Annotated in this window: 20 protein-coding genes; 10 read left to right on the top strand and 10 right to left on the bottom strand. The window is 68.8% G+C overall.

Annotation, left to right across the window (positions count from 1 at the left end):
• Nucleotides 1-1,062 (bottom strand): L-erythro-3,5-diaminohexanoate dehydrogenase, encoded by a 1,062-nt coding sequence (kdd, locus tag EV138_RS33100; RefSeq protein WP_133983862.1) that lies wholly within the window; start codon nucleotides 1,060-1,062, stop codon nucleotides 1-3.
• A gap of 168 nt (nucleotides 1,063-1,230) precedes the next feature.
• Here kdd and EV138_RS33095 point away from each other — a divergent pair, with 168 nt between their 5' ends.
• Together EV138_RS33095 and EV138_RS33090 are read left to right on the top strand one after the other, a co-directional pair.
• Entirely contained in the window at nucleotides 1,231-2,691 is a 1,461-nt protein-coding gene (locus EV138_RS33095) for a KamA family radical SAM protein (RefSeq protein ID WP_133983859.1), read from the top strand.
• Between the two features lie 116 nt (nucleotides 2,692-2,807).
• The gene (locus EV138_RS33090; RefSeq protein ID WP_166678843.1) at nucleotides 2,808-3,140 is read left to right on the top strand and encodes a DUF4288 domain-containing protein; all 333 of its coding nucleotides are present in this window, start codon (nucleotides 2,808-2,810) and stop codon (nucleotides 3,138-3,140) included.
• A gap of 1 nt (nucleotide 3,141) precedes the next feature.
• Here EV138_RS33090 and EV138_RS33085 read toward each other — a convergent pair whose 3' ends face one another.
• Nucleotides 3,142-4,344 carry an MFS transporter gene (locus EV138_RS33085; protein WP_202867032.1) on the bottom strand — a complete coding sequence of 401 codons (1,203 nt, stop codon included), beginning with the start codon at nucleotides 4,342-4,344 and terminating at the stop codon, nucleotides 3,142-3,144.
• A 33-nt stretch (nucleotides 4,345-4,377) separates the two neighbouring features.
• Nucleotides 4,378-4,818 carry an Lrp/AsnC family transcriptional regulator gene (locus EV138_RS33080; protein ID WP_133983855.1) on the bottom strand — a complete coding sequence of 147 codons (441 nt, stop codon included), beginning with the start codon at nucleotides 4,816-4,818 and terminating at the stop codon, nucleotides 4,378-4,380.
• Between the two features lie 95 nt (nucleotides 4,819-4,913).
• On the opposite strand from EV138_RS33080, the gene EV138_RS33075 reads away from it, so the two are divergent.
• Together EV138_RS33075 and EV138_RS33070 are read left to right on the top strand one after the other, a co-directional pair.
• Nucleotides 4,914-5,834, top strand: a complete 921-nt coding sequence (locus EV138_RS33075) for a 5'-3' exonuclease (RefSeq protein WP_133984651.1) — start codon at nucleotides 4,914-4,916, stop codon at nucleotides 5,832-5,834.
• A 23-nt stretch (nucleotides 5,835-5,857) separates the two neighbouring features.
• The gene (locus tag EV138_RS33070; RefSeq protein WP_133983853.1) at nucleotides 5,858-7,057 is read left to right on the top strand and encodes a M20 metallopeptidase family protein; all 1,200 of its coding nucleotides are present in this window, start codon (nucleotides 5,858-5,860) and stop codon (nucleotides 7,055-7,057) included.
• A gap of 42 nt (nucleotides 7,058-7,099) precedes the next feature.
• Here the strand turns inward: EV138_RS33070 and EV138_RS33065 are convergent, their stop codons facing one another.
• Both EV138_RS33065 and EV138_RS33060 read right to left on the bottom strand, forming a co-directional pair.
• Nucleotides 7,100-8,359 (bottom strand): alpha/beta hydrolase, encoded by a 1,260-nt coding sequence (locus EV138_RS33065; protein WP_133983851.1) that lies wholly within the window; start codon nucleotides 8,357-8,359, stop codon nucleotides 7,100-7,102.
• 86 nt (nucleotides 8,360-8,445) lie between these two features.
• Nucleotides 8,446-9,231 (bottom strand): SDR family oxidoreductase, encoded by a 786-nt coding sequence (locus EV138_RS33060; protein WP_202867031.1) that lies wholly within the window; start codon nucleotides 9,229-9,231, stop codon nucleotides 8,446-8,448.
• A gap of 104 nt (nucleotides 9,232-9,335) precedes the next feature.
• Between EV138_RS33060 and EV138_RS33055 the strand changes: the two genes are divergently transcribed.
• Nucleotides 9,336-10,241 (top strand): LysR family transcriptional regulator, encoded by a 906-nt coding sequence (locus EV138_RS33055; protein WP_133983850.1) that lies wholly within the window; start codon nucleotides 9,336-9,338, stop codon nucleotides 10,239-10,241.
• A gap of 48 nt (nucleotides 10,242-10,289) precedes the next feature.
• Nucleotides 10,290-11,102, top strand: coding sequence for an alpha/beta fold hydrolase (locus EV138_RS33050; protein ID WP_133983848.1), 813 nt, complete (start codon nucleotides 10,290-10,292; stop codon nucleotides 11,100-11,102).
• 98 nt (nucleotides 11,103-11,200) lie between these two features.
• Here EV138_RS33050 and EV138_RS33045 read toward each other — a convergent pair whose 3' ends face one another.
• From EV138_RS33045 to EV138_RS33035, 3 genes are read right to left on the bottom strand one after another with little or no spacing between them, the layout of a single operon-like run.
• Nucleotides 11,201-13,288 (bottom strand): ABC transporter ATP-binding protein, encoded by a 2,088-nt coding sequence (locus tag EV138_RS33045; RefSeq protein WP_133983846.1) that lies wholly within the window; start codon nucleotides 13,286-13,288, stop codon nucleotides 11,201-11,203.
• A complete protein-coding gene (locus EV138_RS33040) occupies nucleotides 13,285-15,018 on the bottom strand; it encodes an ABC transporter ATP-binding protein (protein ID WP_133983844.1) in 1,734 nt (577 codons plus the stop codon). Before EV138_RS33040 ends, EV138_RS33045 begins: the two co-directional genes overlap by 4 nt.
• Complete coding sequence (locus tag EV138_RS33035; RefSeq protein ID WP_133983842.1) at nucleotides 15,018-15,620, bottom strand: TetR/AcrR family transcriptional regulator; 603 nt, start codon at nucleotides 15,618-15,620, stop codon at nucleotides 15,018-15,020. The genes EV138_RS33040 and EV138_RS33035 overlap by 1 nt, the downstream gene beginning before the upstream one ends.
• Before the next feature lie 298 nt (nucleotides 15,621-15,918).
• On the opposite strand from EV138_RS33035, the gene EV138_RS33030 reads away from it, so the two are divergent.
• On the top strand, nucleotides 15,919-17,790 hold the full coding sequence (locus EV138_RS33030) for an ABC transporter ATP-binding protein (RefSeq protein WP_202867085.1): 1,872 nt from the start codon (nucleotides 15,919-15,921) through the stop codon (nucleotides 17,788-17,790).
• Between the two features lie 397 nt (nucleotides 17,791-18,187).
• Here EV138_RS33030 and EV138_RS37765 read toward each other — a convergent pair whose 3' ends face one another.
• A complete protein-coding gene (locus EV138_RS37765; RefSeq protein ID WP_202867098.1) occupies nucleotides 18,188-18,376 on the bottom strand; it encodes a hypothetical protein in 189 nt (62 codons plus the stop codon).
• Between EV138_RS37765 and EV138_RS33025 the strand changes: the two genes are divergently transcribed.
• The 3 genes from EV138_RS33025 (at nucleotide 18,320) to EV138_RS33015 (ending at nucleotide 24,158) form a co-directional block, all read left to right on the top strand.
• Nucleotides 18,320-20,947: an SCO1167/SCO6262 family helicase gene (locus EV138_RS33025; RefSeq protein WP_500778650.1), complete on the top strand. Its 2,628-nt coding sequence runs from the start codon at nucleotides 18,320-18,322 to the stop codon at nucleotides 20,945-20,947. The genes EV138_RS37765 and EV138_RS33025 overlap by 57 nt on opposite strands.
• Before the next feature lie 88 nt (nucleotides 20,948-21,035).
• Nucleotides 21,036-22,250 (top strand): SWIM zinc finger family protein, encoded by a 1,215-nt coding sequence (locus EV138_RS33020; protein WP_133983838.1) that lies wholly within the window; start codon nucleotides 21,036-21,038, stop codon nucleotides 22,248-22,250.
• 135 nt (nucleotides 22,251-22,385) lie between these two features.
• Nucleotides 22,386-24,158, top strand: coding sequence for a gamma-glutamyltransferase family protein (locus tag EV138_RS33015; protein ID WP_133983836.1), 1,773 nt, complete (start codon nucleotides 22,386-22,388; stop codon nucleotides 24,156-24,158).
• A gap of 7 nt (nucleotides 24,159-24,165) precedes the next feature.
• On the opposite strand, the gene EV138_RS33010 is transcribed toward EV138_RS33015, so the two are convergent.
• Nucleotides 24,166-24,822, bottom strand: a complete 657-nt coding sequence (locus EV138_RS33010) for a GntR family transcriptional regulator (protein ID WP_166678842.1) — start codon at nucleotides 24,820-24,822, stop codon at nucleotides 24,166-24,168.
• Nucleotides 24,823-25,180 lie beyond the last annotated feature (358 nt).

Below are 25,180 nucleotides of genomic sequence, written 5' to 3'. Positions count from 1 at the left end.
CTAATCCTGCCCCTCCGCGGCGAGCCTGCCCTCGAACAACTCCCGGACACCCCGCTCCGACCGGAGCAGGTCCATCGCGTAGTCGGCGTGGCCCGGCACGTACCCGTTGCCCACCAGCATCGTCACGTCGGCAGCGAGACCTTCGGCGCCGAGCGCGGCGGCCGAGAACGACGTCGCCATGGAGAAGAAGATCACCGTGCCGCCGGCCGCCGTGGACAGCACAGCGCCGTGCTCACAGCCCGGTACGTCGACGCAGACGACCGTGATGTCCGCCGGTCCCCCGGCCGCCTCGACCGCCTGCGCGAGCGCGACCGGATCGCGGGCGTCGGCAAGAGCTACCTGGTCGGCCAGACCGGCGGCTTCGAGCTTGGTCTTCTCGGCTTCGACGGGCACGATGCCGATGGTCCTGGCGGCGCCGGCGCGGCGGGCGGCAGCCAGCGAGAGCGAGCCCGATTTCCCTGCGCCGCCAACTACTGACACGACAGGCTTTGTGCCTTTGTCGACATACTGGGCCACCACTCGCGCCGTCAGAGCGGGCGCGCCGCAGACGTCCATCACCGCGAGCGACAGCTCCGGCACCAGGTCGTCGGGCAGCTTCGCCACGATCGAGCGGGCGAAGAGAATCGCGTGTCCCTCGGCGGGAACCTGCTCGCCGCGGCCGTCCCAGCGGGCCAGTCCGTCGGTGATCCGCAGCGGCGTCAGGGTCAACGAGACGAGCGTCGCAACCCGGTCGCCCTGCTGGACCCCGAGCGGCGACTCGGGGCCGACCTCCTCGACGACGCCGACGAGCATCCCGCCGGAACCCGTCACCGGGTTCTGCATCTTGCCCCGCTCGGCCACGATCCCGAGCACCGCCTGCTTCACCGCTTCCCCGTCGCCGTCGTGCGCCTCGGCCAGCTGCCGGTACGACGCGGCGTCCAGGTTCAGCCGTTCGACCGAGATCCGGACCTCGTCCGGCCACAACTCGGGCGACGCGTCGAGCTTCCGCGCGGCCTGCGGCAGTACGCCGGCCGGTTCGAGCACGCGGTGCAGTCCGACAGGTGAACCAGCAGTGTTCGGCACAAGGCCTCCTTCGTCGAGCGGCTGGTGGCGAGACTCGCCGATGGCCGGGCAAAATACTACTCTGATAGACATCTGACGGAAATCTTGCGGTGTTCCGTTGGATCTACCATAAGTTCTATCGCTATCCTCACATGAGACCGACGCCGTAGTGGAGCCCCAGGAGGACTCGTGACCGATCTGATCAGCCCGGAGCTTGCCGCTGCCGAACTCAACGGGCAGCCGTACGCGTACCGCCGGGCCGAGCTCGTCGAGCCCGACTGGACCCGGATGCCGGGGTTCAAGGACGTGACCGCCGAGGAGTGGCGCTCCGTGCAGTGGCAGCGCTCGCACTGCGTGAAGAACGTGAAGCAGTTGCGCGACGTGATGGGCCACCTGCTCGAGGAGCGCGTCTACGAGGACCTCGAGCGTGACCAGGCCGAGCGGGCCACGATGTCGATGCTGCTGCCGCCGCAGATGCTGAACACGATCGTTCCCGAGGGCGCCGACGACTACACGGCAGCCTTCTACGCAGATCCGGTACGCCGCTACATGCTGCCGATGTTCACGGACCGGCGCACCGACTGGGCGTCGCACCCGCACGCGACCCGGGACTCGCTGCACGAGCACGAGATGTGGGCCACGGAGGGGTTGACCCACCGCTACCCGACCAAGGTGCTGGCGGAGATTCTGCCGACCTGCCCGCAGTACTGCGGTCACTGCACCCGGATGGACCTGGTCGGCAACTCGACGCCGGTGATCGACAAGCTGAAGTTCACCATCAAGCCGCAGCAGCGCCTGGACGACATGCTCGACTACCTGCGCCGTACGCCGGGTGTGCGCGACGTGGTCGTGTCCGGTGGTGACGTGGCCAACATGCCCTGGCCGCGGCTGGAGTCGTTCCTCACCAGCCTGCTGGAGATCGAGAACATCCGCGACATCCGGCTGGCGACCAAGGCGCTGATGGGCATGCCGCAGCACTGGCTGTCGGACGACGTACGGGCCGGTGTCGAGCGGGTCGCTCTGCTAGGCCGGCAGCGTGGCGTGATGATCGCCATGCACACGCACGTGAACGCAGCCCAGTCGGTGACTCCCCTGGTGGCCGAGGCGACCAAGGCGATGTTCGAGGCGGGTCTGCGCGACGTACGCAACCAAGGCGTGCTCATGCGCGGTGTGAACGACTCGGTGCCGCAGTTGCTGGACCTGTGCTTCGCCCTGCTCGACGGCGCCACCATCACGCCGTACTACTTCTACATGTGCGACATGATCCCGTTCTCCGAGCACTGGCGAGTTTCGGTGAAGGACGCGCAGCACTTGCAGCACGGGATCCTCGGGTACCTGCCGGGGTTCGCGACGCCGCGGATCGTCTGCGACGTGCCGTACGTCGGGAAGCGCTGGGTGCACCAGTTGTCGGAGTACGACGAGGTGCGCGGCATCTCGTACTGGAAGAAGAACTACCGCACCGGGATCGAGCAGCAGGACCCGGAGGCGCTGAACCGCACCTACGAGTACTACGACCCGATCGACACCCTGCCCGCCGAGGGCCAGGACTGGTGGCGCCAGCACGCCGGCGACTCGATCGCGAAGGCCTCCGCCCAGGCGGCCGCGTCCCGCGAGGCGGCCGAGTCCCAGAAACTGATCCAGATCAGCTGACCGCACCCCGCTGGTGTCGTCGCACAGGGGACCCCGACACCAGCGGGCGGTTTGCCCGAGCCTCCCGCTCTCAGCTGCCAACCAGTAGGGTTCGGAGACTGATGGGGGTGGGTGCCATGGGCTGGTACAGCGTTCGGTGCGTCTTCCAGTTGATCGATGACAACGACGACGAGTCGCCGTACGAGGAGCGGATCACGCTCTGGCAGGCCGCCGATTTCGAGACCGCGATCGAGCTGGCCGAGGACGAAGCCGCGGAGTACATCGACGGCACCACCTGGGCCTACCTCGGCCTCGCGCAGTGCTTCTACCTGGGCGACGACGTCAGCACGATCCTGTCCGGTACCGAGGTCTACTCGCTGATCCGCACCAGCGACCTGGCGCCCGACGACTACCTCGACACCTTCTTCGACACCGGCAACGAGTACCAGCGCCACGTCGAGGACACCTGAGCTAGCTCCGGAGCTTCCGCAGAATCCACGCGAGCCCGCCAAAAGCGATGACGTTGGCAACCAGCACCAGCCCGACGGCGAGCGAGATGCTCCGGTCGTAGGCCGCCCCCAACAGCGCGCCCGCGATCAGCAGCCCGAGCCCGCGGACGAAGGCCAGCCACCCGAAAGCCACCGCCCGCGAACCGCTCGGCACCAACTCCGTGACCACTGCCTTCACCGTGGAATCCAGTACGCCGTTGACCACACCCCAGACGGCGACGCCGATCCAGATCCACACCACGCCATGGCTGAACGCGAGCACCGACGCGGCCGCCGCGACCGGTACTGCCAGCAGTGTGAGCGGTCCCCACGAGTCGTAGACGCGACCCATCACGAGACCACTGACGCCGTCCACGAACATCGCCACGGCGAACAGAACGGGCACCTGCGCATCGGTCAGCAGGCCGTTGGTCTGTGCGTGGTACGCGAGCAGCGGGAACGACGCCACGCCACACGACAGCACTGCGACAGTTGCGACGTACTGCCAGTACCGGGCAGGCAAGCGCTGCGATGTCGCGGTGCCTGACTGAGGCTTGTCAGTGCTCGCTTCGTAGGCCAGCGGGTTCGGCACTCGATGCCGCAGCCAGAACAGCAGCACCAGCACCAACACACCCGGGACAGCCAGCACAGCGAAGGCGAGACGGTAGTTGCCGTCCCGCCACCCCAGTACTGCGGCCAGCAGCAGCGGCCCGAGCATGGCGCCGGTCTGATCGAGAGCCTGATGTACGCCGAACGCCCGGCCTCGACCGGTCTGCGCGGACGCGTGGGACAGCAGCGTGTCCTTGGCCGGCGACCGCACAGCCTTCCCGAGCCGCTCCGTCCCATAGAGAAGCAGAGCGGGCGCCAGCACACCCGTCACGCCGATGAGCGGAACACTGAGCACGGTCAGCCCGTAGCCGAGGATCGTCCAGGTCCAGTAGTGAGCGGTACGGCGTACGGCGTACCCGGAGACGACCCGCAGCCCGTAGCCGATGAACTCACCCGCCCCGGCAACCACCCCGACCACGGTGGCCGACGCGCCCAACGTCGCCAGGTACGGCCCGATGATGCTGCGGGCACCCTCGTACACCATGTCGGCCAGCAGGCTGACGATGCCGAACGCGAGTACGAAGTGCCACGGCCGCAGCAGCGCACGGCCCGGCGCGACACCCGGCGAATCAGCCACCAGGCCTCCAGATCTCAGAACCGCGGCACAGGATCAGAGCGCGGGCGGGCGGCGTTCGTACGGCGTACTCAGGACGATCGTCGTCGTCGTGGAGACGTTGGCGCGGGCGCGGATCACGGCCAGCAGGTTCTCCAGCGCGGCCGGCGTGGCGACCCGGACGATCAGGACGTAGCTGGAGTCGCCGGCCACCGAGTAGCAGGACTCGATCTCGCGGACATCGCGCAGCCGCTCGGGCGAGTCGTCGGGCTGGGACGGGTCGATCGGGCGGATCGAGATCAGCGCGGTCAGTGGCAGGTCGAGCGCGGTGTGGTCGATCGTTGCCGCGTACCCCAGGATGATGCCGCGCTGTTCCAGCCGCTTGACGCGCTGGTGCACGGCCGATGTCGACAGGCCGGTCGCCTTGCCCAGGTCGGTGAAGCTCATCCGCCCGTCGGACGCGAGCAGCTCGACGATCTTGCGATCCAGGTCCTCCACGAGTGTGACCCTACTGCCGCGAGACCCCGGCATGAAAGCATCGCCTCATGGCTGAGACGACCACCTCCACGACTGGTATCGCCGGACAGCGGCTGATGCTGCTCGACACGGCATCGCTGTACTTCCGCGCCTTCTTCGGCGTGCCCGACACGATGAAGGCGGCCGACGGTACGCCGACCAACGCGATCCGCGGGCTGCTCGACTTCATCGCCCGGCTGGTGGAGAACCACCGCCCGAGCCACCTGGTCGCCTGCTGGGACGACAACTGGCGGCCGTCCTGGCGGGTCGCGCTGATCCCGTCGTACAAGGCGCAGCGGGTCGAGTTCGTGACGTCCGGCGGCGACCAGGTCGAGGACGTGCCGGACCGGCTGGAGATCCAGGTGCCGTACATCCGGGCCTGTCTGGAAGCACTCGGGATCACGATCGTCGGCGCCGCCGACCACGAGGCCGACGACGTCATCGGCACCTTGTCGCACCAGGCGACGATGCCGGTCGACGTGGTCACGGGCGACCGCGACCTGTTCCAGCTGATCGACGACGCGCGCGGGATCCGGGTCATCTACACCGCGGCGAAGGGCGTCGGGCGCGCGGAGGTGTACGACGAGAAGGCGCTGCTGGCGAAGTACGAGATCCCCGCCAGCCGGTACGCCGACTACGCCACGCTGCGCGGCGACGCCTCCGACGGGCTGCCCGGCGTCAAGGGCGTCGGCGACAAGACGGCCGCCTCGCTGATCACGGCGTACGGCGGACTCGACGAGATCCGGACGGCGGCGGCCGATCCGTCGACGCCGATGTCGCCGTCGGTCAAGCGCAAGATCCTCGACTCCAGCGACTACCTGGACGTCGCGCCGAAGGTCGTCGCGGTGGCCAAGGACGCGCCGGTCGGCACGGTCGACGCAACCCTGCCGGCCGAGGTGAAGGATCCCGAGCGCTGGCTCGACCTGGTCGAACTGCTCGAACTCGGCGGCAGCGCCCAGCGCGTGATGTCCGCCCTCAACCTCGGCCCGAAGGCCTGAAACCCCGTTCTGGAAGGAACTGCATGAGCCGCACCCTCGAAATCGCCCAGCGTCACGCCGACGACATCATCGCGCTTCGCAGAGCGCTCCACGAGGTGCCCGAATACGATCTCGACCTGCCCAAGTCCCAGGCGCTGGTCCTGCGGGCACTGGAGGGTCTCGACCTCGAGATCACCCTGGGCAAGGAGCTGTCCTCGGTCACCGCCGTACTGCGGGGCGGTGGCGGGCCTGGCCCCGTCGTGTTGCTGCGTGGCGACATGGACGCGTTGCCGGTGACCGAGCGGGTCGACGTGCCTTATGCGTCGAAGCATCCGGGCATGATGCATGCCTGCGGCCACGATCTGCACGTCGCCGGTCTGGTCGGCGCCGCCAAGGTGCTGCACGAGCTGCGGGCGGAGCTCGCCGGCGATGTGGTGTTCATGTTCCAGCCCGGTGAGGAGACGAGCGGCGGCGCGCCGATCATGATCCGCGAGGGTGTGCTGGAGGCAGCGGGCCGGCGGGCGGACGCGGCGTACGGTCTGCATGTCGGGTCGGCGGGGCAGCCGTTCGGGATGTGGAGCAGCAAGCCGGGCTCGTTCATGGCCGCGGCCGACCAGTTGCACGTGCGGGTCGTCGGCGCCGGTACGCACGGGTCGACGCCGTACCGGGGCAAGGACCCGATTCCGGTCGCCTGCGAGATGGTGACCGCGCTGCAGACGATGATCACCCGGCAGTTCGACGTCTTCGACCCGGTCGTGCTCACGGTCGGGCGGATCGCGGGTGGCACCAAGGAGAACATCATTCCCGACGACGCGTTCTTCGACGCGACGGTCCGGACGTTCTCCGAGCAGGCCCGGGCGAAGGTGCAGCTGACGTCGACCCGGCTGGTCGAGTCGATGGCGGCCGCGCACGGGCTGACGGCCGAGGTGCAGTACCAGATCGGCTACCCGGTGACGGTGAACAATCCGGCCGAGTACGAGTTCGCCCGCGACACGATCGTCGATCTGTTCGGCCCCGACCGGTTCCGCGAACGCGCGAACCCGCGCTGCGGTGCCGAGGACATGTCCTACGTCCTCAACGAGGTCCCGGGCGTCTACCTCAACGTCAGCGCCTGCGCCGGGCCCGACCCCGAGGCCGCCGCCGACAACCACTCCCCCTTGGCCACCTTCGACGACTCGGTCCTGCCGGACGCCGCCGGCCTCCTCGCCGAACTCGCCGTACGCCGCCTGGTCAGGGGGCTTTAGATCTCAGCTGTTGCGAGGCTCTGGTAGCAGTCCGAGGCCCGGTTACGAGAGGTCGAGTTGGGCGCTGAGCCAGGGCAAGGTCCGGGCGAAGACGTTCTCGGCGAACTGCCAGACGTGGCTGCCGTGCTGGACGACGACTTCGGCGGGAATGGCGACCTTGTGACAGGCGGCGGCGAGTTGCTTCGACTCTTTGATCAGCAGGTGCTCGTTGCTGCCGTTGACGAACCTGCCGGTGACGTCTCGGTAATGGCCGTGGCGCGCCATTACCGTGAGCGGGTCGTGGGCAGCCCAGGCCGTCGCCGACCCGCCGTACAGGGTCGCGATCGTCTGCGCCTTGGTGCCGACGTTCGGGCCGAGATCGCCGTCGATGTCGACGAAGTGCCCGAACGTCTGCGGGTGCTCGACCGTCAGGCCGATCGCGCAAGTGCCGCCCATCGAGAAGCCGAGAACGCCCCAGTGGCGCGGGTCGCGCGAAGCGCCGAAGGTCGCGATGACGAACCGTGGCACGTCCTTGACCAGGTAGTCCTCAGCGGTGCCGTGCGGGCCGTTCACGCATTCGGTGTCGTTGTTGAACGACTCGGTGGCGTCGACGAAGACCAGGATCGGGGCCCGGCCCTGGTGGTGAGCCGCGTAGGCATTGCTGGCCCGCACCGCGCCGCCGATCCGCACCCAGTTCTCCGGTGCGGCGTGCTCGGCACCGATCATCTCGACGGCAGGCAGCGGCCGGTGTCCGTGCCGGAACCAGACGGGCGGGAGGTAGACGAGCTCCCGTCGTGGGCTGAAGGTCGCTGCCGAGGACGGGATGTCGACGCTCACCAGTTCGCCGGTCTGGGCGGCGTCCGGCAGCCGGCTGCCGTGTAGCTGCTGCAGGGTGATCTGGCCTGCGGGCGGGCGTCCTCTCAGCGCGGCCATGGCCGATTCGAGCGTCGGGTAGTAGCCGACGAACTGGTTCACGCTGTTGCCGCAAACGAGGCAGGCCAGTCCGAGCGCGACCACGCCACTGACGCTCTGCCACCACCGGGCGCTCGGCCAGCCGATGGTCACCACCAGCAGTGCGGCCGCTGCCATTCCGAGCCAGACCCAGACAGACAGCGGCAGTGGATCCGTGATGCCGAACAACGGCCGGCTCGCGGCGGCAGCGCCCAAGGCGAGCACCAACGCCGCTCCGGCGATGAAGGGTAATCTGCGGGTGGCCCATCGTCGATCTCGCCTGATAACCGCTGCTACCAGGGCGACAGCGGCCGCAGCCTCCATCGACACCGGTAGCCAGCCACTGAGGAGTGAGATCCCCAGAACAACCACCACTGCCTCCCCGACGACTGTTTCACCTTGCTCACTGCACTGACGCCGTGAACCGTTCAAAGGTTGTCGATGCCGCCGCCCAGTCCCTAGGCGTAGCGGGCGCCGCCGTCGACGTGCAGGGTTTCACCGGTGATGAACGGGTTGGTGAGGGCGAGCAGGGCCGCGGACGAAACGTCGGCCAGTTGACCGATCCGTCGCGCCGGCACCTTCGCGGCGGTGTTGTCGAACAACTTCTGCTTGCCTTCCCCCAGGCCGTCCCACGCGCCGGAGTCGATGATCCCGGGCGAGAGAGCGTTCACCCGGACCGGTGCCAACTCCACCGCGAGCGCCGAAGCCAGGAAGCTGACCGCACCGTTGGTTGCCGTCGTCACCGTCTTTCCCGCCGACGGCCGCCAGCCCACGATCCCCGAGAACAGCAACATCGCCCCACCCTCGGCGAACCGCGGCCCGAAGTGCTTGGCCAGCATGATCGCCCCGATCACCTTCGCATCGAACGCGGCCAGTACGGCGGACCGCTCGAGCGCGCCGAGCGGTCCGTTCGCGGAGGCGTTCGCGACACTCACCAGATAGTCGACAGTCCCCACGCGCTCGGCCAACGCCGCGATCGACGCCTCGTCGGCCAGATCCACTTCCGCCACCTCGATCGCCATCCCGGTCGCAGCCTCGGTCTCCGCCCCGATCGCCGCCCCGATCGCGGCCTCGGTCGCCGCCTCGATCGCCGCGCCGTCGAGCGAGGCGGCCAGCTTCTCCCGGTTGCGGCCGGCGAGCAGCACGCGGGCTCCGGCCGCGGCGGCGTCAGTGGCGAGCCGGCGTCCGATGCCCGAACTACCGCCCGCGACGACCATCGTCTTGCCCTGTAGTTCCACGCTCATGTGTCCTCCTTGATCGGTGCTTGCCCTCCTTCCAACGCGCTGGTACGGCCGCCGGCATCCCGTCGTGCCATGAAGCTTCTCGACAGTTCCCATAAACTGAACGAATGACAACGCTGCGAGCCCTGGAATGCCTCGTCGCCGTCCTCGACACGGGCTCGGTCACGAAGGCCGCCGCGACTCTGCATCTCTCCCAGCCGGCGCTGTCACACCAATTGGCCGGTCTCGAGCGCGAGATCGGCACTCCTCTCCTCGAACGCCTCCCCCGCGGCGTCCGCCCGACCACCGCGGGCCGCGCCGTCGCCGACGAGGCCCGCGCCGCCCTCGCCGCCGCCGAGCGGGTCGTCACCGTCGGACAAGCCGTTGCCAAAGGCACCGAAGGTCACCTCCGCATCGCCTGCGCCGCCAGCATGACCGCCGGCCTGCTGGCCCCCGTACTGCGAACCTGGCACCGCCGTCGCCCAGGAATCCAGCTCACCCTCACCGAACTCACCAGCGCCGACGCCCTGGCCGGCCTGGTCGAATCCGGTCAGGCCGACCTCGCCGTCGGCCCCCGCCCGACCACCTGGCAGGCCACCGTCGACCTCATCGGCACCGAGGAACTGGTCGCCGCGATGACTCCCAGCCACCCACTGGCCACGACCGACTCGGTCAGCCTCGCCGACATCTCGCAGTACCGGACCATCGGTTATGACCCGGAGAACGGCCTGCACGCCTGGCTCACCGAAGTCCTCGCCGGCCACGGCGTCGCCTTCACTCCGGTGATGCGCACCCGCCAAACCACCACCGCAGCCGAGCTCGCGGCGGCCGGCTTGGGCGTCGCACTCGTCCCCACCACAGCCCTACCCTCCGGCTACACCGGCACCATCCGCCGTCTCGCTCCTCCGCTGACCCGCGACATCGTCGCCCTCACCCCAGCCGCGGGCGACTCCGCAGTACGGGCCTTCGTCAACGAACTCACCCGTCGCGGTCTCCCGATCCCGAAACCGATCGCCACTCGGTTGGCCAGATAGGGAGAATTCCCGATACCGCGGACCCGGCCGGCGGCTGAGACTTCGTGCATGGCTGAGCACACGAAGGACTTCGTCGACGTACCAGGCGGCTACCTGTACTACGAGCAGCACGGTCGCGGGCCCGATGTGGTGCTCCTCGGCGGAGGGTTGGCCGACCTCCGGATGTGGGACTCGACCGTCGACTGGTTGGCCGAACGGGCGCGCGTCACCACGTGGGACTATCGCGACACCGGGCTGTCGGCACCGGCGTACGGACCGTACAGCGAGATCGACGACCTCACCGCGGTACTCGACGCAGCCGGTGTCTCCCAGGCGGTTCTCGTAGGGGTCTCGGAGGGTGGTCGTCGCGCGTTGGGGTTCGCACATCGCCACCCGGAGCGGGTGACGCACGTGTGTGCCGTTGCCCCGTCCTTCGGCGAGTTCCCCGACCCGTCGCCCGAGGAGGCCGCGGCCCGCGAGGTGATGCGTCGCCACTTCGCCGACTGCGAAAAGGTCCTGGCCGCCGACGGCATCCCGGCCGTCGCGGCCCTCGACGTCGACGCTTGGTGTCCCGCCGCGCCACAGAACGCCCGCCGCCTCCTGATCGGCCTCCAGATCGCCAACGCCCGGATGCGCCTCATGACCGAGTACTACGGCCTCGAACTCGACCCGCCGATCAAGACCCGCTTCACCGAACTCGAGCCGCCGATCTCCGTCCTCATCGGCCACCGCGACTTCCAAGCCACCCAACTCTGGGCCCAACGCCTGACCGCCCAGACCCCCAACGCCACCCTCACCACCATCCCCACCGCCGACCACATGCCAATGTTCTCCACCCCGCCCGAGTTCCGCGACTACGTCCTCGCCACCCTCCCAACCTGATCGGCGCGCCCCCATGCATGCCCACCGCGGGTTGTCCTCTCAATCCACAAGGAAGGGGACGCCCGGGTGGGCGTCCCCTTCTCGAGGTGGGGATGGGGTCAGGGGGTGAGGGCTGACTCGTCTTCGTCGTCGGTGATCAGTTGGGCTGTGGTGGGGACGGGTGGGACCGGGGTGGGGGCCGGTTCGTCGCCGTCGTGGTCGACGACGGCGGCGCTGAACTGGGCGTTGTAGAGGCGGGCGTAGGCGCCGTCCACCGCGAGGAGTTCGTGGTGGTTGCCTTGTTCAACGATCGAGCCGTCCTCCATGACCAGGATCAGGTCCGCGTCGCGGATCGTGGACAGCCGGTGGGCGATCACGAAGCTGGTCCGGTCCGAGCGCAGCGCGGCCATCGCACGTTGCACCAGCACCTCGGTGCGGGTGTCGACCGAGCTGGTCGCCTCGTCCAGGATCAGCAGTTGCGGGTCGGCCAGGAAGGCCCGGGCGATGGTGAGCAACTGCTTCTCACCCGCGCTGACGTTGCTGCCTTCCTCGTCGATCACCGTGTCGTACCCGTCGGGCAGGCTGTGCACGAAGCGGTCCACGTACGTCGCCTTCGCGGCCGCGAGCATGTCCTCCTCGGTCGCCTTGAGATTGCCGTACAGGATGTTGTCCCGGATCGTCCCACCGAACAACCAGGTGTCCTGCAGCACCATCCCGATCCGCGACCGCAGGTCATGCCGGGTCAGCTCGGTGATGTCGACGCCGTCGAGCGTGATCCGGCCGCCGTTCAGCTCGTAGAACCGCATGATCAGGTTGACCAGAGTGGTCTTGCCCGCCCCGGTCGGACCGACGATCGCGACCGTCTGCCCTGGTTCGGCGACCAGGCTCAGGTCGGTGATCAGCGGCTTGTCCGCGGTGTACGAGAACGACACATGCTCGAACTCCACCCGGCCGTGCGCATCCGTCACCTTGGCCGGCGTCTCCTCGTCCGGCACCTGCTCGGTGGCATCCAGTACTTCGAACACCCGCTCGGCCGACGCGACGCCGGACTGCAGCAGGTTCGCCATCGAGGCGACCTGCGTGAGCGGCTGGGTGAACTGCCGCGAGTACTGGATGAACGCCTGCACGTCACCCAGGGACATCGAGCCCGACGCGATCCGGAGTCCGCCGACGACCGCGATCACCACGTAGTTCAGGTTCCCGATGAACATCATCGACGGCATGATCAGACCGGAGATGAACTGGGCGCCGAACGACGCCTGGTACAGCTCCTCGTTCTTCTGCGCGAAGCTCGCCTCGATCTCCTTCTGCCGGCCGAACACCTTGACCAGCTCGTGACCGGTGAAGGCCTCTTCGATCTGGCCGTTCAGCGCGCCGGTGTGCCGCCACTGCGCGACGAACCGGGTCTGCGAGCGCTTCGCGATCGCCGCTGTGAGCACCATCGAGATCGGGATCGTGACGAGGGCGATCAGCGCCAGCGTCGGCGAGATCACGAACATCAAGGTGACCACGCCGATCACCGTCAGCAGCGAGGTGAGCAACTGACTCAACGTCTGCTGCAGGCTGGTCGAGATGTTGTCGATGTCGTTGGTGACCCGGCTCAGCAACTCACCGCGGGGGGCACCGTCGAAGTAGCTCAGCGGCAGCCGGTTCAGCTTGTCCTCGACCTCGGAGCGCAGCTCGAACACGGTCCGCTGGACCACGCCGTTCAAGATGTAGCCCTGCATCCAGGACAGGAAGAACGACCCGACGTACAGGGCCAGGACCAGCATCAACACGTTGCGCAGGGCATCGAAGTCGATGCCGACACCGGGAACCAGGTCGATGCCGCCGAGCAGATCGGCCACCCGGCCGTTCCCGGCCGCCCGCGCCTGCTCGATCACCTGCTCCTTGGTCAGGTCCTTCGGCAGCCCTTTGCCGATCGCGCCGGCGAAGATGATGTCGGTCGCGCGGCCGAGGATCTTCGGACCGACCACCGACAACGACACGCTGCCGATCGCGAGCAGGACGACGCCGCCGACCTGGAGCCGGTGCGGCCGCAGCCGCCTGAGCAACCGCTTCGCCGACGGGCCGAAGTTCATCGACTTGTCGCCGGGGATGCCGCCGGGCGGACCGAACGCGCGGCCGGTGGTCGGCCGCTCGGTCGACTTGATCGTCTCGACGGGCCGGTCCTCGGCCGCCGTTTCTTCCACCTTCTGGTCGGTCATGCTGCTTCCTCCGCGGACCGCTGCGACTCCACGATCTCGACGTACGTAGAACAGGTCTGGAGTAGTTCGTCATGGGTGCCCTTGCCGACGATCGCGCCGTCTTCCAGTACGACGATCTGGTCGGCGTCGATGATCGTGGACACCCGCTGGGCCACGATCACCACGCACGCGTCGGCGGTGACCGGCGCGAGCGCGGCCCGCAGTCGCGCGTCGGTGGACAGGTCGAGCGCGGAGAACGAGTCGTCGAACAGGTAGATCTCCGGCTTGCGGACCAGCGCCCGGGCGATCGCGAGCCGTTGCCGCTGACCACCGGAGACATTCGTGCCGCCCTGCGAGATCGGCGAGTCCAGTCCCTGCGGCATCGCCGCGACGAAGTCCTTGCCCTGGGCAATCTCGAGCGCTTCCCACAGTTCGTCGTCGGTCGCGTCGGGGTTGCCGTAGCGCAGGTTGCTGGCCACCGTCCCGGAGAACAGGTAGGGCCGTTGCGGAACCAGGCCGATCCGCTCCCAGAGCAGGTCCGGCTCGATCTCCCGGACGTCGCTCCCGTCGACCAGCACGCGGCCGCCCGTGGTGTCGAACAGCCGCGGCACCAGGGACAGCAGGGTCGTCTTGCCGGCGCCGGTACTCCCGATGATCGCCGTGGTCTTGCCCGGCGACGCGGTGAAGCTGACATCACGCAGTACGGGCTCGGCCGCACCGGGGTATGAGAATTCGGCGTTCTCGAAGACCAGTTCGCCTCGGCCGACGAAGGTCCTGATCGGCGTGACCGGCGGGCGGACCGAGGACTCGGTGTCCAGTACCTCGCTGATCCGGTCGGCGCAGACCGCCGCGCGCGGCACCATGATCATCACGAAGGTCGCCATCATCACCGAGAACAGGATCTGGATCAGGTAGCTGATGAACGCGGTCAGTTCACCGACCTGCATCGCGCCGCTCTCGACCCGGGAGGCGCCGAACCAGAGCACGGCCACGGTGGACAGGTTCAGGATCAGCATCACGACCGGGAACACCAGGGCCATCAGCCGGCCGGCCCGGATCGCGGTGTTCGTGACGTTGGAGTTGGCCTCGCCGAACCGCTCGACCTCGTGCGGCTCCCGGACGAACGCCCGGACCACCCGGATACCGGTGATCTGCTCGCGCAGGACCCGGTTGACCGCGTCGATGTTCACCTGCATCTTGCGGAACTGCGGGACCATCCGGCTCGCGATCAAGCCGATCGATGCCGCCAGCAACGGTACGGCGACGGCGACCAGCCAGGACAGGCCGGCGTCCTGGCGGACCGCCATGATGATGCCGCCGACCATCGTTATCGGCGCGGCGACCAGCATCGTGCAGGTGGTCACCACGAGCATCTGGACCTGGGTGACGTCGTTGGTACTGCGGGAGATCAGCGTCGGCGCGCCGAACTGGTTCACCTCCCGCGCGGAGAACTCGCCGACCCGGTGGAACACGGCGGCCCGGACGTCGCGCCCGAACAACGCGGCGGTCTTGGCTCCGAAGTACACGGCGCTGACCGTGCAGATGATCTGCACCAGGCTGACACCGAGCATCCAGCCGCCGGTGCCGACGATGTAGCCGGTGTCGCCCTTGGCCACACCCTTGTCGATGATGTCGGCGTTCAGGGTCGGCAGGTAGAGGGAGGCGATCGTCCCGATCAACTGCAGGACGACCACCATGGACAGGTTGCCGGCGTACGGACGCAGGTGCGTACGCAACAGGCGAAGCAGCATCAGTTGCCCCCGGGGTCATGGTTGCGGACACCGTCGAGTGCGAAGTCGACGATCTCCTCGGCGGTCATGGTCCGACCGTCCGAAATCAATGGGTGAGTGGCGGAGAAGGTGATCAGCCGGAGCCGATGGCCGACCTCCGCCGGTGGATAGCGCAGCAGGTCGGCGTCCTGGCGGAACACGTCGATGAAGGCCTCGTCGACTCGTTCGCCGTCCAGTTTGCGGCGGGCGGCCTCGTCGGGGTCCGCCTTCCAGTCGGGTGGGCGGTGCATCCGCATCGCCAGCAGCAGTTTGAAGACGCCGCGCAACCGGGTCTGGGTGACGTCGACGGCGGCGACCAGCCGCTCCCGCAGCGGCAGCGTCCGGTCGATCGCCGCCAGCGCGTCGATCAGCGGGTCGACGTCGAACGCGGTCCTGATCGCGGCATCGATCAGGGCGTCCTTGCTGCCGAAGGCGCGGAAGATCGTGCCCTCGGCGACGCCGGCCGCCTCGGCGATCTGCCGGGTGCTGACGTCGGTGCCGTACTCCTCGAGCAAGGGCAGCGTGGCCTCCACCAGCGCGGCACGGCGCTCGTCCGGCGGAAGTGGGGTTGCTCTGGGGCTCACCCGATCGAGAGTAACTGAGTGAGTACTCACTCACAACTCTGTTTTCGCCGATCTTCGTCATTGGGGCGGTTCTCGGGGCGAACCGCTTGCTGGTCCGTCCTACCAGACCGCAGGCTCACCTGGACGTGGCTACACTCGCCCGGCTACTTCGTGCAGCGTCCTCAGTAAATGGATTGACCTTGACCTCGAGCACTGTTGAGGTCCTACCTTCGGAAACTGTCGGTGCCCTGCGGGACCATCGGCAGACCTCAGACATCCAGGCCGACCGAACCGCCGGAGTATCGCTGTGAGTATGGAAATGACCGCGTGGACCTCGATGTACCACGCCATGCACCGCCAAGAGGACAAGAGACCCTTCTCGCGGGCGACCCTGAAACGGATCCTCGCGTTCGCGCGGCCGCACCGGCGACAACTCGCGCTGTTCCTGGTGCTGAGTGTCGGCGCCGCGATGCTGGCGGTCGCCACCCCCGTGCTCGCCGGCCGGGTGGTCAACGCCATCGTCGGCCACAAGGACTTCGGCACCGTACTGCGGCTGGCGATCCTGATCGCCGTGATCGCCGTGGGTGAGGCGGGGATCGGCCTGCTCACCCGCTGGTTGTCCGCCAGCATCGGCGAGGGACTGATCCTGGATCTGCGGACCGCCGTGTTCGACCACATCCAGCGGATGCCGATCGCGTTCTTCACCCGGACCCGCACCGGCGCACTGGTCTCCCGGCTGAACAACGACGTGATCGGCGCCCAGCGGGCGTTCAGCGACACGCTGTCCGGCGTGGTGAGCAACCTGGTCATGCTGCTGCTCACGCTCTTCGTGATGCTCCGGGTCTCCTGGCAGATCACCTTGCTCGCGCTGGTGATCCTGCCGATCTTCGTCATCCCGGCCCGCCGGATCGGCAACCGGCTGGCCGCTCTCGGACTCGAGGCGGCGAACTACAACGCCACGATGAGCACGCAGATGACCGAGCGCTTCTCCGCGCCCGGCGCGACGCTGGTGAAGCTGTTCGGCCGGCCGGCGCGCGAGTCCGCGGAGTTCGCGGTGCGCGCCCGGCGAGTGCGTGACATCGGCGTACGGACCGCGATGGTGCAGTGGGTGTTCGTCACCTCGTTGACGCTGGTCTCGGCGCTCGCACTGGCCGTGGTCTACGGGCTCGGTGGGTTCTATGCCCTGCGGAATCAGCTCGACGCCGGTGCCGTGGTGTCGATGGCGCTGCTGCTGACCCGGCTGTACTCGCCGCTGACCGCGCTGGCGAGTGCGCGACTGGAGGTGATGACCGCGCTGGTTTCGTTCGAGCGGGTCTTCGAGGTGCTGGATCTCGAGCCGCTGATCAAGGACAAGCCCGATGCGGGCGAGGTGCCGGCCGGACCGGTCGCGGTCGAGTTCTCGAACGTCAGCTTTGCTTATCCGTCGGCCGACAAGGTGTCGCTCGCGTCGTTGGAAGAGGTCGCGAAGCTGGACACCCGCGGTGGTGTCGAGGTGCTGCACGACGTGTCGTTCCGGGCCGAGCCCGGGCAGATGATCGCGCTGGTCGGCTCGTCCGGTGCGGGGAAGTCGACGATCGCTCAGCTGATCCCCCGGCTGTACGACGTGGACTCGGGTGCGGTCCGCCTTGCCGGCGTCGACGTGCGGGATGTGACGGCGGCTTCTCTGCGGGACACGCTCGGCATGGTCACGCAGGACGGGCACCTGTTCCACGACAGCATTCGGGAGAACCTGCTGCTCGCTCAGCCTGAGGCTTCTGAAGAGGAGCTGTGGGACGCGCTGACCCGGGCCAGGCTCGGTGACCTGATCCGGTCGCTGCCCGATCAGTTGGAGACCGTCGTCGGTGAGCGCGGGTACCGGTTGTCCGGTGGTGAGCGGCAGCGGCTGACGATCGCACGGTTGCTGCTGGCGCAGCCGCGCGTGGTGATTCTCGACGAGGCGACGGCGGCGCTCGACTCGACGTCGGAGGCTGCTGTCCAAGCTGCCTTGACCGAGGCGCTGGCGGGGCGGACCGCGGTGGTGATCGCGCACCGGCTCTCCACGATCCGGGCCGCCGACCAGATCCTCGTCATCGAGGACGGCCGCATCATCGAGCGCGGCACCCACACCGAACTCCTCGCCGACGGCGGCCGCTACGAAGAGCTCTACCGAACCCAGTTCGACCAACCGGCCACGGAAATCCCGGTGCCCTGAGACCGGTGCCGTGGTGCCTGGCTCGTCGGCGAACTGGCGTGATCAGCTGATTGACGATTGTTGCTGTTGAAGGAGGTTTGTCGGGTTGGCCGGTACGGCGGCGGTGGCGGGGCAGGCGGGGGCGTTGACCGGAGCGCTGGCGGGGCTGGCGGTGGTGTTTCGCGCGGCGGATCCGCCGCGGGACGGGCGGATGACGTTCTGGGATCCGGCGGGTGGGGCGTTGCCGCTCGGGGTTGGTGAGCAGGCGACGCTCGACCTCGTGGTGGACGGCGACGACGGCGTCGGCGTACGGGCGACGCCTGTGATCGAGCTGCCCGTTGCCGACGCGGTACCGGTGCTCGGTCGGGCTCGGACTTCGCCGGGTGCGCATCCGTCAGCGGCGTTCTGGGGTGCGGTGTCACTGATCGCCCTCCAGTTGGTCGCCCGCGGCCGTCTCCTCCCGGGCGTCTCCCCCGCCGGCAACGACGCCTGGCGAGTTGGCCCCCTCGACGCCGCGGACGTCGACCGAATCCTCCGCCTGGCCGAAGCCATGCCGCCCACCGCTCGCGCCCTCCCCCTCACCAACGACGCCCTCCCCGATACCCAAGCCACCTCACCCTCTACCGCACCTTCAGCCACCCCCTCGTCCTCCTCTTCATCGGCGGACTCAGCGAACCGCTCACCCTCGCCTTCACCAGCTGCGGACTCAGCGGGCCGCTCGTCTTCAGCTTCGGTGGGAGGGCTGGGTAGCTCGACCTCTGGTTCACCGTTGGGTGGAGGCGACGGCTCGACCCCAGCAATGGCGGGAGAGGGTGAGGGGTCGACCTCTGGTTCAGGGTTGGGGTTGGGCGGGGTTCGGGTGCCGGTGGCTGAGGAGTTGGTGCGGGAGTTTCTCGACGCGGTCGCGGACGGGATGCCCCGGTCGGCGGCGGCAGCCAAGGCACATGGGCCGTTGTTTGCGGCGAAGGCACCACAGCAGGTCCCGCGACTACGATCGTGGGCCGACGAGGTATCGGCCGGCCTCGACACCGGCGTACGGGTCTCGTTGCGGGTCGAGTTGCCGGAGTCGCAGGAGTTCCGGGCCGACGTCCAGCTGCACAGCCTCAACGACCCGACCCTGGTACGCGATGCGGCGGATGTGTGGTCGTCGGACGTTCCCGGGTTCGGTCCGCGAGCGAGAATCGACGCGACCCTGGCGATCCGCCGGGCCGCACGCGTCTGGGCGCCACTCAACCGCCTGCTCGACTCCCCCGTGCCCGACCGGATCGAGCTGGCCGACGAGGAGATCGCCGACCTGCTGGCAGGTGCCGCCCAGCGCCTGGCGTCGGCCGGCATCGACGTGCATTGGCCCCGCAGTCTCAACCGGGCGCTGACCGCTCGCGCCGCGATCACGTCCGCCGACGGCCCACCCTCGGACATGCCGGGCTTCTTCGGCGGCGGCGCGACGCTCGACTTCAGCTGGCAAGTTGCTCTCGGCAACGACCCGCTGACCGAGGCCGAGATGGACCAGCTCGCCGAGGCGACCCGCCCGCTGGTCCGGCTGCGCGACCAGTGGATGCTGATCGACCCCGACTTGGCCCGCAAGGCGCGTGAGCGCGTCCTCAAGCCGGTCACCGCCATCGACGCGCTGAGCGCTGCGCTGACCGGCTCCGCCGAGATCGACGGCCGCCAGGTGACCATCACTCCGGCCCGCTGGCTGGAGGAGCTCCGCGAGCGCATTGCGGATCCCGACCGGGTCGACGGCATCGTCGAGCCGCCGGCCGCGCTCCAAGCGACCCTGCGCGACTACCAACTCCGCGGACTGCAGTGGCTGGTCAGGATGACTTCGCTCGGGCTCGGCGGCTGCCTCGCCGACGACATGGGCCTCGGCAAGACGATCACGCTCATCTCGCTCCACCTCCATCGCCAGGAGTCCACCGAGACGTCCGGCCCGACCTTGGTCGTCTGCCCCGCGTCGCTCCTGGGCAACTGGGAGCGCGAGGTGCAGCGATTCGCCCCCGGGACGCCGGTACGCCGGTTCCACGGGTCCGGTCGATCCCTGGACGGAGCCGATTCGGGTTTCGTGCTCACGACGTACGGGACTCTGCGTCGCGACGCGGCCCGGCTGGCGGCGCATCGCTGGGCGCTGCTGGTCGCAGACGAGGCGCAGCACGTGAAGAATCCGGCCTCCGGTACGGCGAAGGCGCTCCGCACGATCCCGGCGGCGGCGCGGGTCGCCCTGACCGGCACGCCGGTGGAGAACAATCTCTCGGAGCTCTGGGCGATTCTCGACTGGACGACACCGGGCCTGCTCGGCCGGCTCGGTACGTTCCGCAGCCAGTGGGCCACGCCGATCGAGGCCGACAAGGACGAGGAGGTCGCCGAGCGGTTGGCGAGACTCGTCCGGCCGTTCCTGCTCCGGCGGCGCAAGTCCGACCCGGGGATCGCGCCGGAGTTGCCGCCGAAGACGGAGACCGACCAGATGGTTTCGCTGACCCGCGAGCAGGCCGTCCTGTACGAGGCGACCGTGCGCGAGTTGCTGGCCGCGGTCGAGGCCAGCGATCAGATGGCGCGACGTGGGTTGATCGTGAAGCTACTGACCGGCTTGAAGCAGATCTGCAATCACCCGGTGCAGTACCTGAAGGAGGCCGAAGGCGCGCGGTTGGCCGGGCGGTCCGGCAAGCTGGAACTGCTGGACGAACTGCTCGCCACGATCCTGGCCGAGGACGGCGCGGTGCTCGTCTTCACGCAGTACGTCGCGATGGCGCGGCTGTTGGAGCGTCATCTGGCCGACCGAGGAATCGCGAGTCAGCTGCTGCACGGCGGTACGCCGGTGAAGCGGCGCGAGCAGTTGGTCGAGCGATTCCAGGCCGGCGAGGTGCCGGTGTTCCTGCTGTCGCTCAAGGCGGCAGGGACCGGGCTGAACCTGACTCGCGCGGACCATGTCGTGCACTACGACCGCTGGTGGAACCCGGCGGTCGAAGACCAGGCGACGGACCGGGCCTACCGGATCGGCCAGACCCGCCCGGTGCAGGTTCACCGGCTGATCGCCGAAGGCACCATCGAGGACCGGATCGCGGCGATGCTGAGCAGCAAACGCGAACTGGCCGACGCAGTACTGACCGCCGGCGAAGCCGCCCTCACGGAACTGTCCGACGCCGAGCTCGCCGACCTGGTCCAGCTGCGAGGTGCCCGATGACTGCTGGGCGGAGCCAGTCCGATACGCGAGCCCACGGCCGATTGCAGCGGCCCCGACCCGTGGCCCGAGACTTGCAAGGAGGTCGCGGATGAGCGGCGAGGTGGCGCGCGGATTCGCCGCGTTCGCGGCCCGCCGTGGGAGTACGCGGGCACGGTCGTGGTGGGGACGGTCGTGGGGGCAGGCGCTGGAAGACACCTCGCTCGATCTGGGGCAGCTGAAGAAGGGACGCCGGCTCGCGAACTCGGGGCAGGTCGGCACGATCACGGTCAGCCCCGGGCGGATCGCGGCGACGGTCCACGCGCCGGAGGCCACCTACGAGTCGGTCGTCGTGGTCGACCGGTTGAGTCCGGACGAGTGGACCCGATTCCTCGACCAGGTGGGCTCGCGCGCCGGGCACATCGCGGCCCTGCTGGATGGCGAGATGCCCCACGACCTGATCGAAGCCGCTGCCGACGCTGCTGTGCCGTTGTTGCCGGGGATCGGTGATCTCGATCCTTCGTGCACGTGCGACGGCTGGGAACTGCCCTGCCTGCACGCGGCCGCCCTCTGCTACCAGGTCGGCTGGCTGCTCGACGAGGATCCCTTCGTTCTTCTGCTGATCCGAGGTCGCTCCCGCGAACAACTCCTGGACGACCTGCAGCAACGAGCGACCGGCACCCCGCTTCCCGAAGCGACGCCAGCTCCAGCCGGCGTACCGGCAAGCGAGGTGTTCGAAGGCGGCGCGCCTGCTGAGTTGCCGGAACTGCCTGCGTTGCCTGCCAAGGCAGAGCTCGACGGACTGGTGGTCGCCGGATTGCAGGCACCTGCCGGAATGGAGCCGGCCAGCTTGCCGCTGCTCGCCCTCGACGCCGCCCGGCGAGCCCGCGCTCAACTCAGCGCGATCCTGAGCGGCTCCCCCCATCCCTGGGCGCTGGACGAGTGGCAGGACGCCGTACGACTGGCTGCCGACTACCCCGTGCTCGCCGACCGGCTCGGCACCGCCTTCGAAGGACCGGCCGAGCTGGCCATCGGCATCACAGCATGGACGTACGGCGGTGCGCCCGGTCTCGACGTTCTCGAGCACGAGTGGCAGCCGGATCCCTCAGAGCTCGCCCGCGCGCGAGCCGAATTGGCCGCTGCCTGGGACGACCGCGACCTCGTCTTCGAGGTCTCCGCAAACCGCCTGAGCACCGCGGACCGCCAACTCCGCCTGGACCGAATCGGCCGCTGGCACCCGTACGCCCTCGTCGACGACACCTGGCAACCAGCCGGGCCTGCCGACCGCGACCCCACGACCGCTCTCGCTTCGCCCGACAACTGGTGACGTCCGCGAAGCAACCAGGCCACGGGCGATTGGCTTGCGGGGCACCTCATCGGAGAGGGTGGAGGTGGTCGCAGCCCGCTTTACAACGATGGGCGGCGGACGGGACGAGTCTGAGCTGAGCAGAGGAGTCGCTTCATGACGTTCACCACCCGGCCTACCCTGCGCGGTACCTTCGGGATGGTCTCGTCGACGCACTGGCTCGCGTCGCAGTCGGCGATGCGGGTCCTGGAGCTCGGCGGCAACGCCTTCGACGCCGCCGCGACGGCCGGGTTCGTCCTGCACGTCGTCGAACCACACCTCAATGGTCCGGGCGGTGAGGTCCCCGCGATCGTCGCCACTGCGGCCGACCCCACTCCGCGGGTGCTCTGCGGCCAAGGCGTCGCACCGGCCGGCGCCACGATCGAGCACTTCCGCTCACTGGGACTCGACCTGATTCCCGGCTCGGGTCCGCTGGCGGCCGCAGTACCAGGCGCGGTCGATGCCTGGCTGCTGTTGCTGCGTGATCACGGCAGCCTGCCGCTGCGTACAGTGCTCGAGCCCGCGATCGGCTACGCACGCAACGGCCATCCACTGGTCGGTCGAGTGGGCGACACCGTCGCGAACGTGCAGGAGTTGTTCACCGATCACTGGCCGACTTCCGCAGCGCTCTGGTTACAGGGCGGCCGGCCGCCGAGGGAGAACACGCTCTTCCGCAACACGGCGTACGCCGACACGCTCGAGCGGCTCCTGATCACCGCAGAGGGTGCCGGGCCGGATCGAGTCGTCCAGCTGGAGCGCGCTCGGCGTACTTGGCGCGAGGGATTCATCGCCGAGGCAGTCGACAGGTTCTCCCGGCTGCCCCATCGCGACTCCAGCGGTTCCGACCATGCCGGTCTCGTCACCGGCGCGGACATGGCGGCGTACCAGGCGAGCTGGGAAGAGCCTGCGACCTACGACTGGCATGGACACACCGTCGCCAAGACCGGTCCGTGGGGACAAGGTCCAGCATTGCTGCAGTCGCTCGCCGTGCTGGCCGAGCTCGGCGACCCGGCCGACCTCGACCTGACCAGCGCGGCGGGAGTGCACACCACTGTCGAGGTGATGAAGCTGTCGTTCGCCGACCGCGAGGCCTGGTACGGCGACGGGGCGGACGTGCCGCTCAAGACGCTGCTCTCCCCCGCGTACGCCGCCCAGCGCGCGGCTCTGATCGGAGCGAGCGCGTCCACCGAGCTGCGGCCGGGTACTCCGGACGGACGGGTCGCGATCCTGCCATCGGTTGCTACCGGCAACTACGAGCTCGACGCGACGACCGGCGAACCGACGGTGTCGAAGGAAGGCGTCACGAAGGGTGACACCTGCCATGTCGACGTGATCGACCAGTGGGGCAACGTCATCTCGGCCACGCCGAGTGGTGGCTGGCTGCAGTCGTCGCCGACGATCCCCGAACTCGGCTTCTGCCTGGGCAGCCGGTTGCAGATGTTCTGGCTGGAGGAAGGCCTGCCGTCCTCGCTCGTCCCAGGTCGGCGGCCGCGCACGACGCTGACTCCGACCCTCATACTGCGTGATGGCGCGCCCGTGCTCGCCTGCGGATCACCAGGGGGCGACCAGCAGGATCAGTGGCAACTGCTGTTCCTTCTGCGGCACCTGGCCGGTGGTCAGGATCTTCAGCAGGCGATCGATGCGCCCGCGTGGCACACGACGAGCTTCCCCTCGTCGTTCTACCCGCGCGCGACCGAGCCGGGTGGCTTGACGATGGAGAGCCGCCTCGGCTCCGCAGTACGGGATGAGCTGGTACGCCGCGGGCACGCCGTCACCGAGGCGGGTCCGTGGAGTCTGGGCCGGCTGTGCGCGGTCAGCCGGGAGGCGGACGGCGTACTGGCAGCCGCTGCCAACCCGCGCGGCATGCAGGGGTACGCCGTCGGCCGCTAGCGTCGGCCTACTCGGAGGACTCGTCTGGTGCGAGCGCGGCCGCGGCGGCGGCTTCGACGTGCTGGCGCGCGGCCTCGACGGCGGCCGCGCGGTCGCCGGCGGCGATGGCATCGACCAGGCGGATGTGCTCCATCCACGAATGCGGCGCACGCTTCGGCGCACCGACCCGGAAGACCCAGTGGACGTGGTGGTACATCGCCGACGACAGCGAGGCGAGCCACCGGTTGCCGCTGATCTCGATGACGGCGACATGGAACGCGCTGTTCAACTCCGCGACCCGATCGAAGTCCGCCGCCTCGGTCGCGGCACTCGCGTCAGCCAGCAGAGACCGCAGCCGCTCGACATCCGCGGCAGTGGCTCGCTCGGCAGCCATTCCGGCCGCCAAGGTCTCCAACTGCTCCCGTACGGCGAACAGATCCCGGATCGCCGTCTCGTCCAGCGTCGCCACCACGGCACCGCGGCGCGGCAGGATCTGCACGAACCCTTCGGCCTCGACCACCCGCAACGCTTCGCGCACCGGATTCCGCGACACCCCGAAGTCGTCGGCCAGCCGGATCTCCGTCAGCCGCTCACCTTGCGCGTAGTCGCCGTCGACGATGCGCCGGCGCAATTCGGTGAGCACCTGATCGCGCAACGCCAGGTGATCGCCACCGATCGTCCGCACCCGTTCTCCCCCGAACTCCCGCTCCACCCCGAGCTCCCCTCTCCCACCGGTCTCCGCAGCACCGTAGCGGAAACAACGCTCACCTTTCCCCGAAACGCACGTCACCGCCCGGAACTCCACGCTCACACCGGCCCCACCGCCTCGCCCCTCCCGCGCTCGCCCGGCCACCGCTTCGGGCTCCTTCCCGCGCTCTTGCGGCCACCGCTTCGGCCCCCTTCCCCGGCTCACGCGGCCCCACGGCCTCGCCTTCCCCCGCGCCTAGGTCGCACTCGTCAGGCGCTCGCCGGAAACAGACTTGTAGCTGTCGACGGTGGTGAAGGGAATGCAGTTGCTGTGGAGTGGGTGGACTGGTTACGTT

Origin of the sequence: Kribbella voronezhensis (assembly GCF_004365175.1) — a bacterium.
GTDB classification, from domain to species: Bacteria; Actinomycetota; Actinomycetes; order Propionibacteriales; family Kribbellaceae; genus Kribbella; species Kribbella voronezhensis.
Note: the sequence above shows the minus strand (reverse complement) of the source record. Positions and strands in the feature narration are given on the sequence as shown.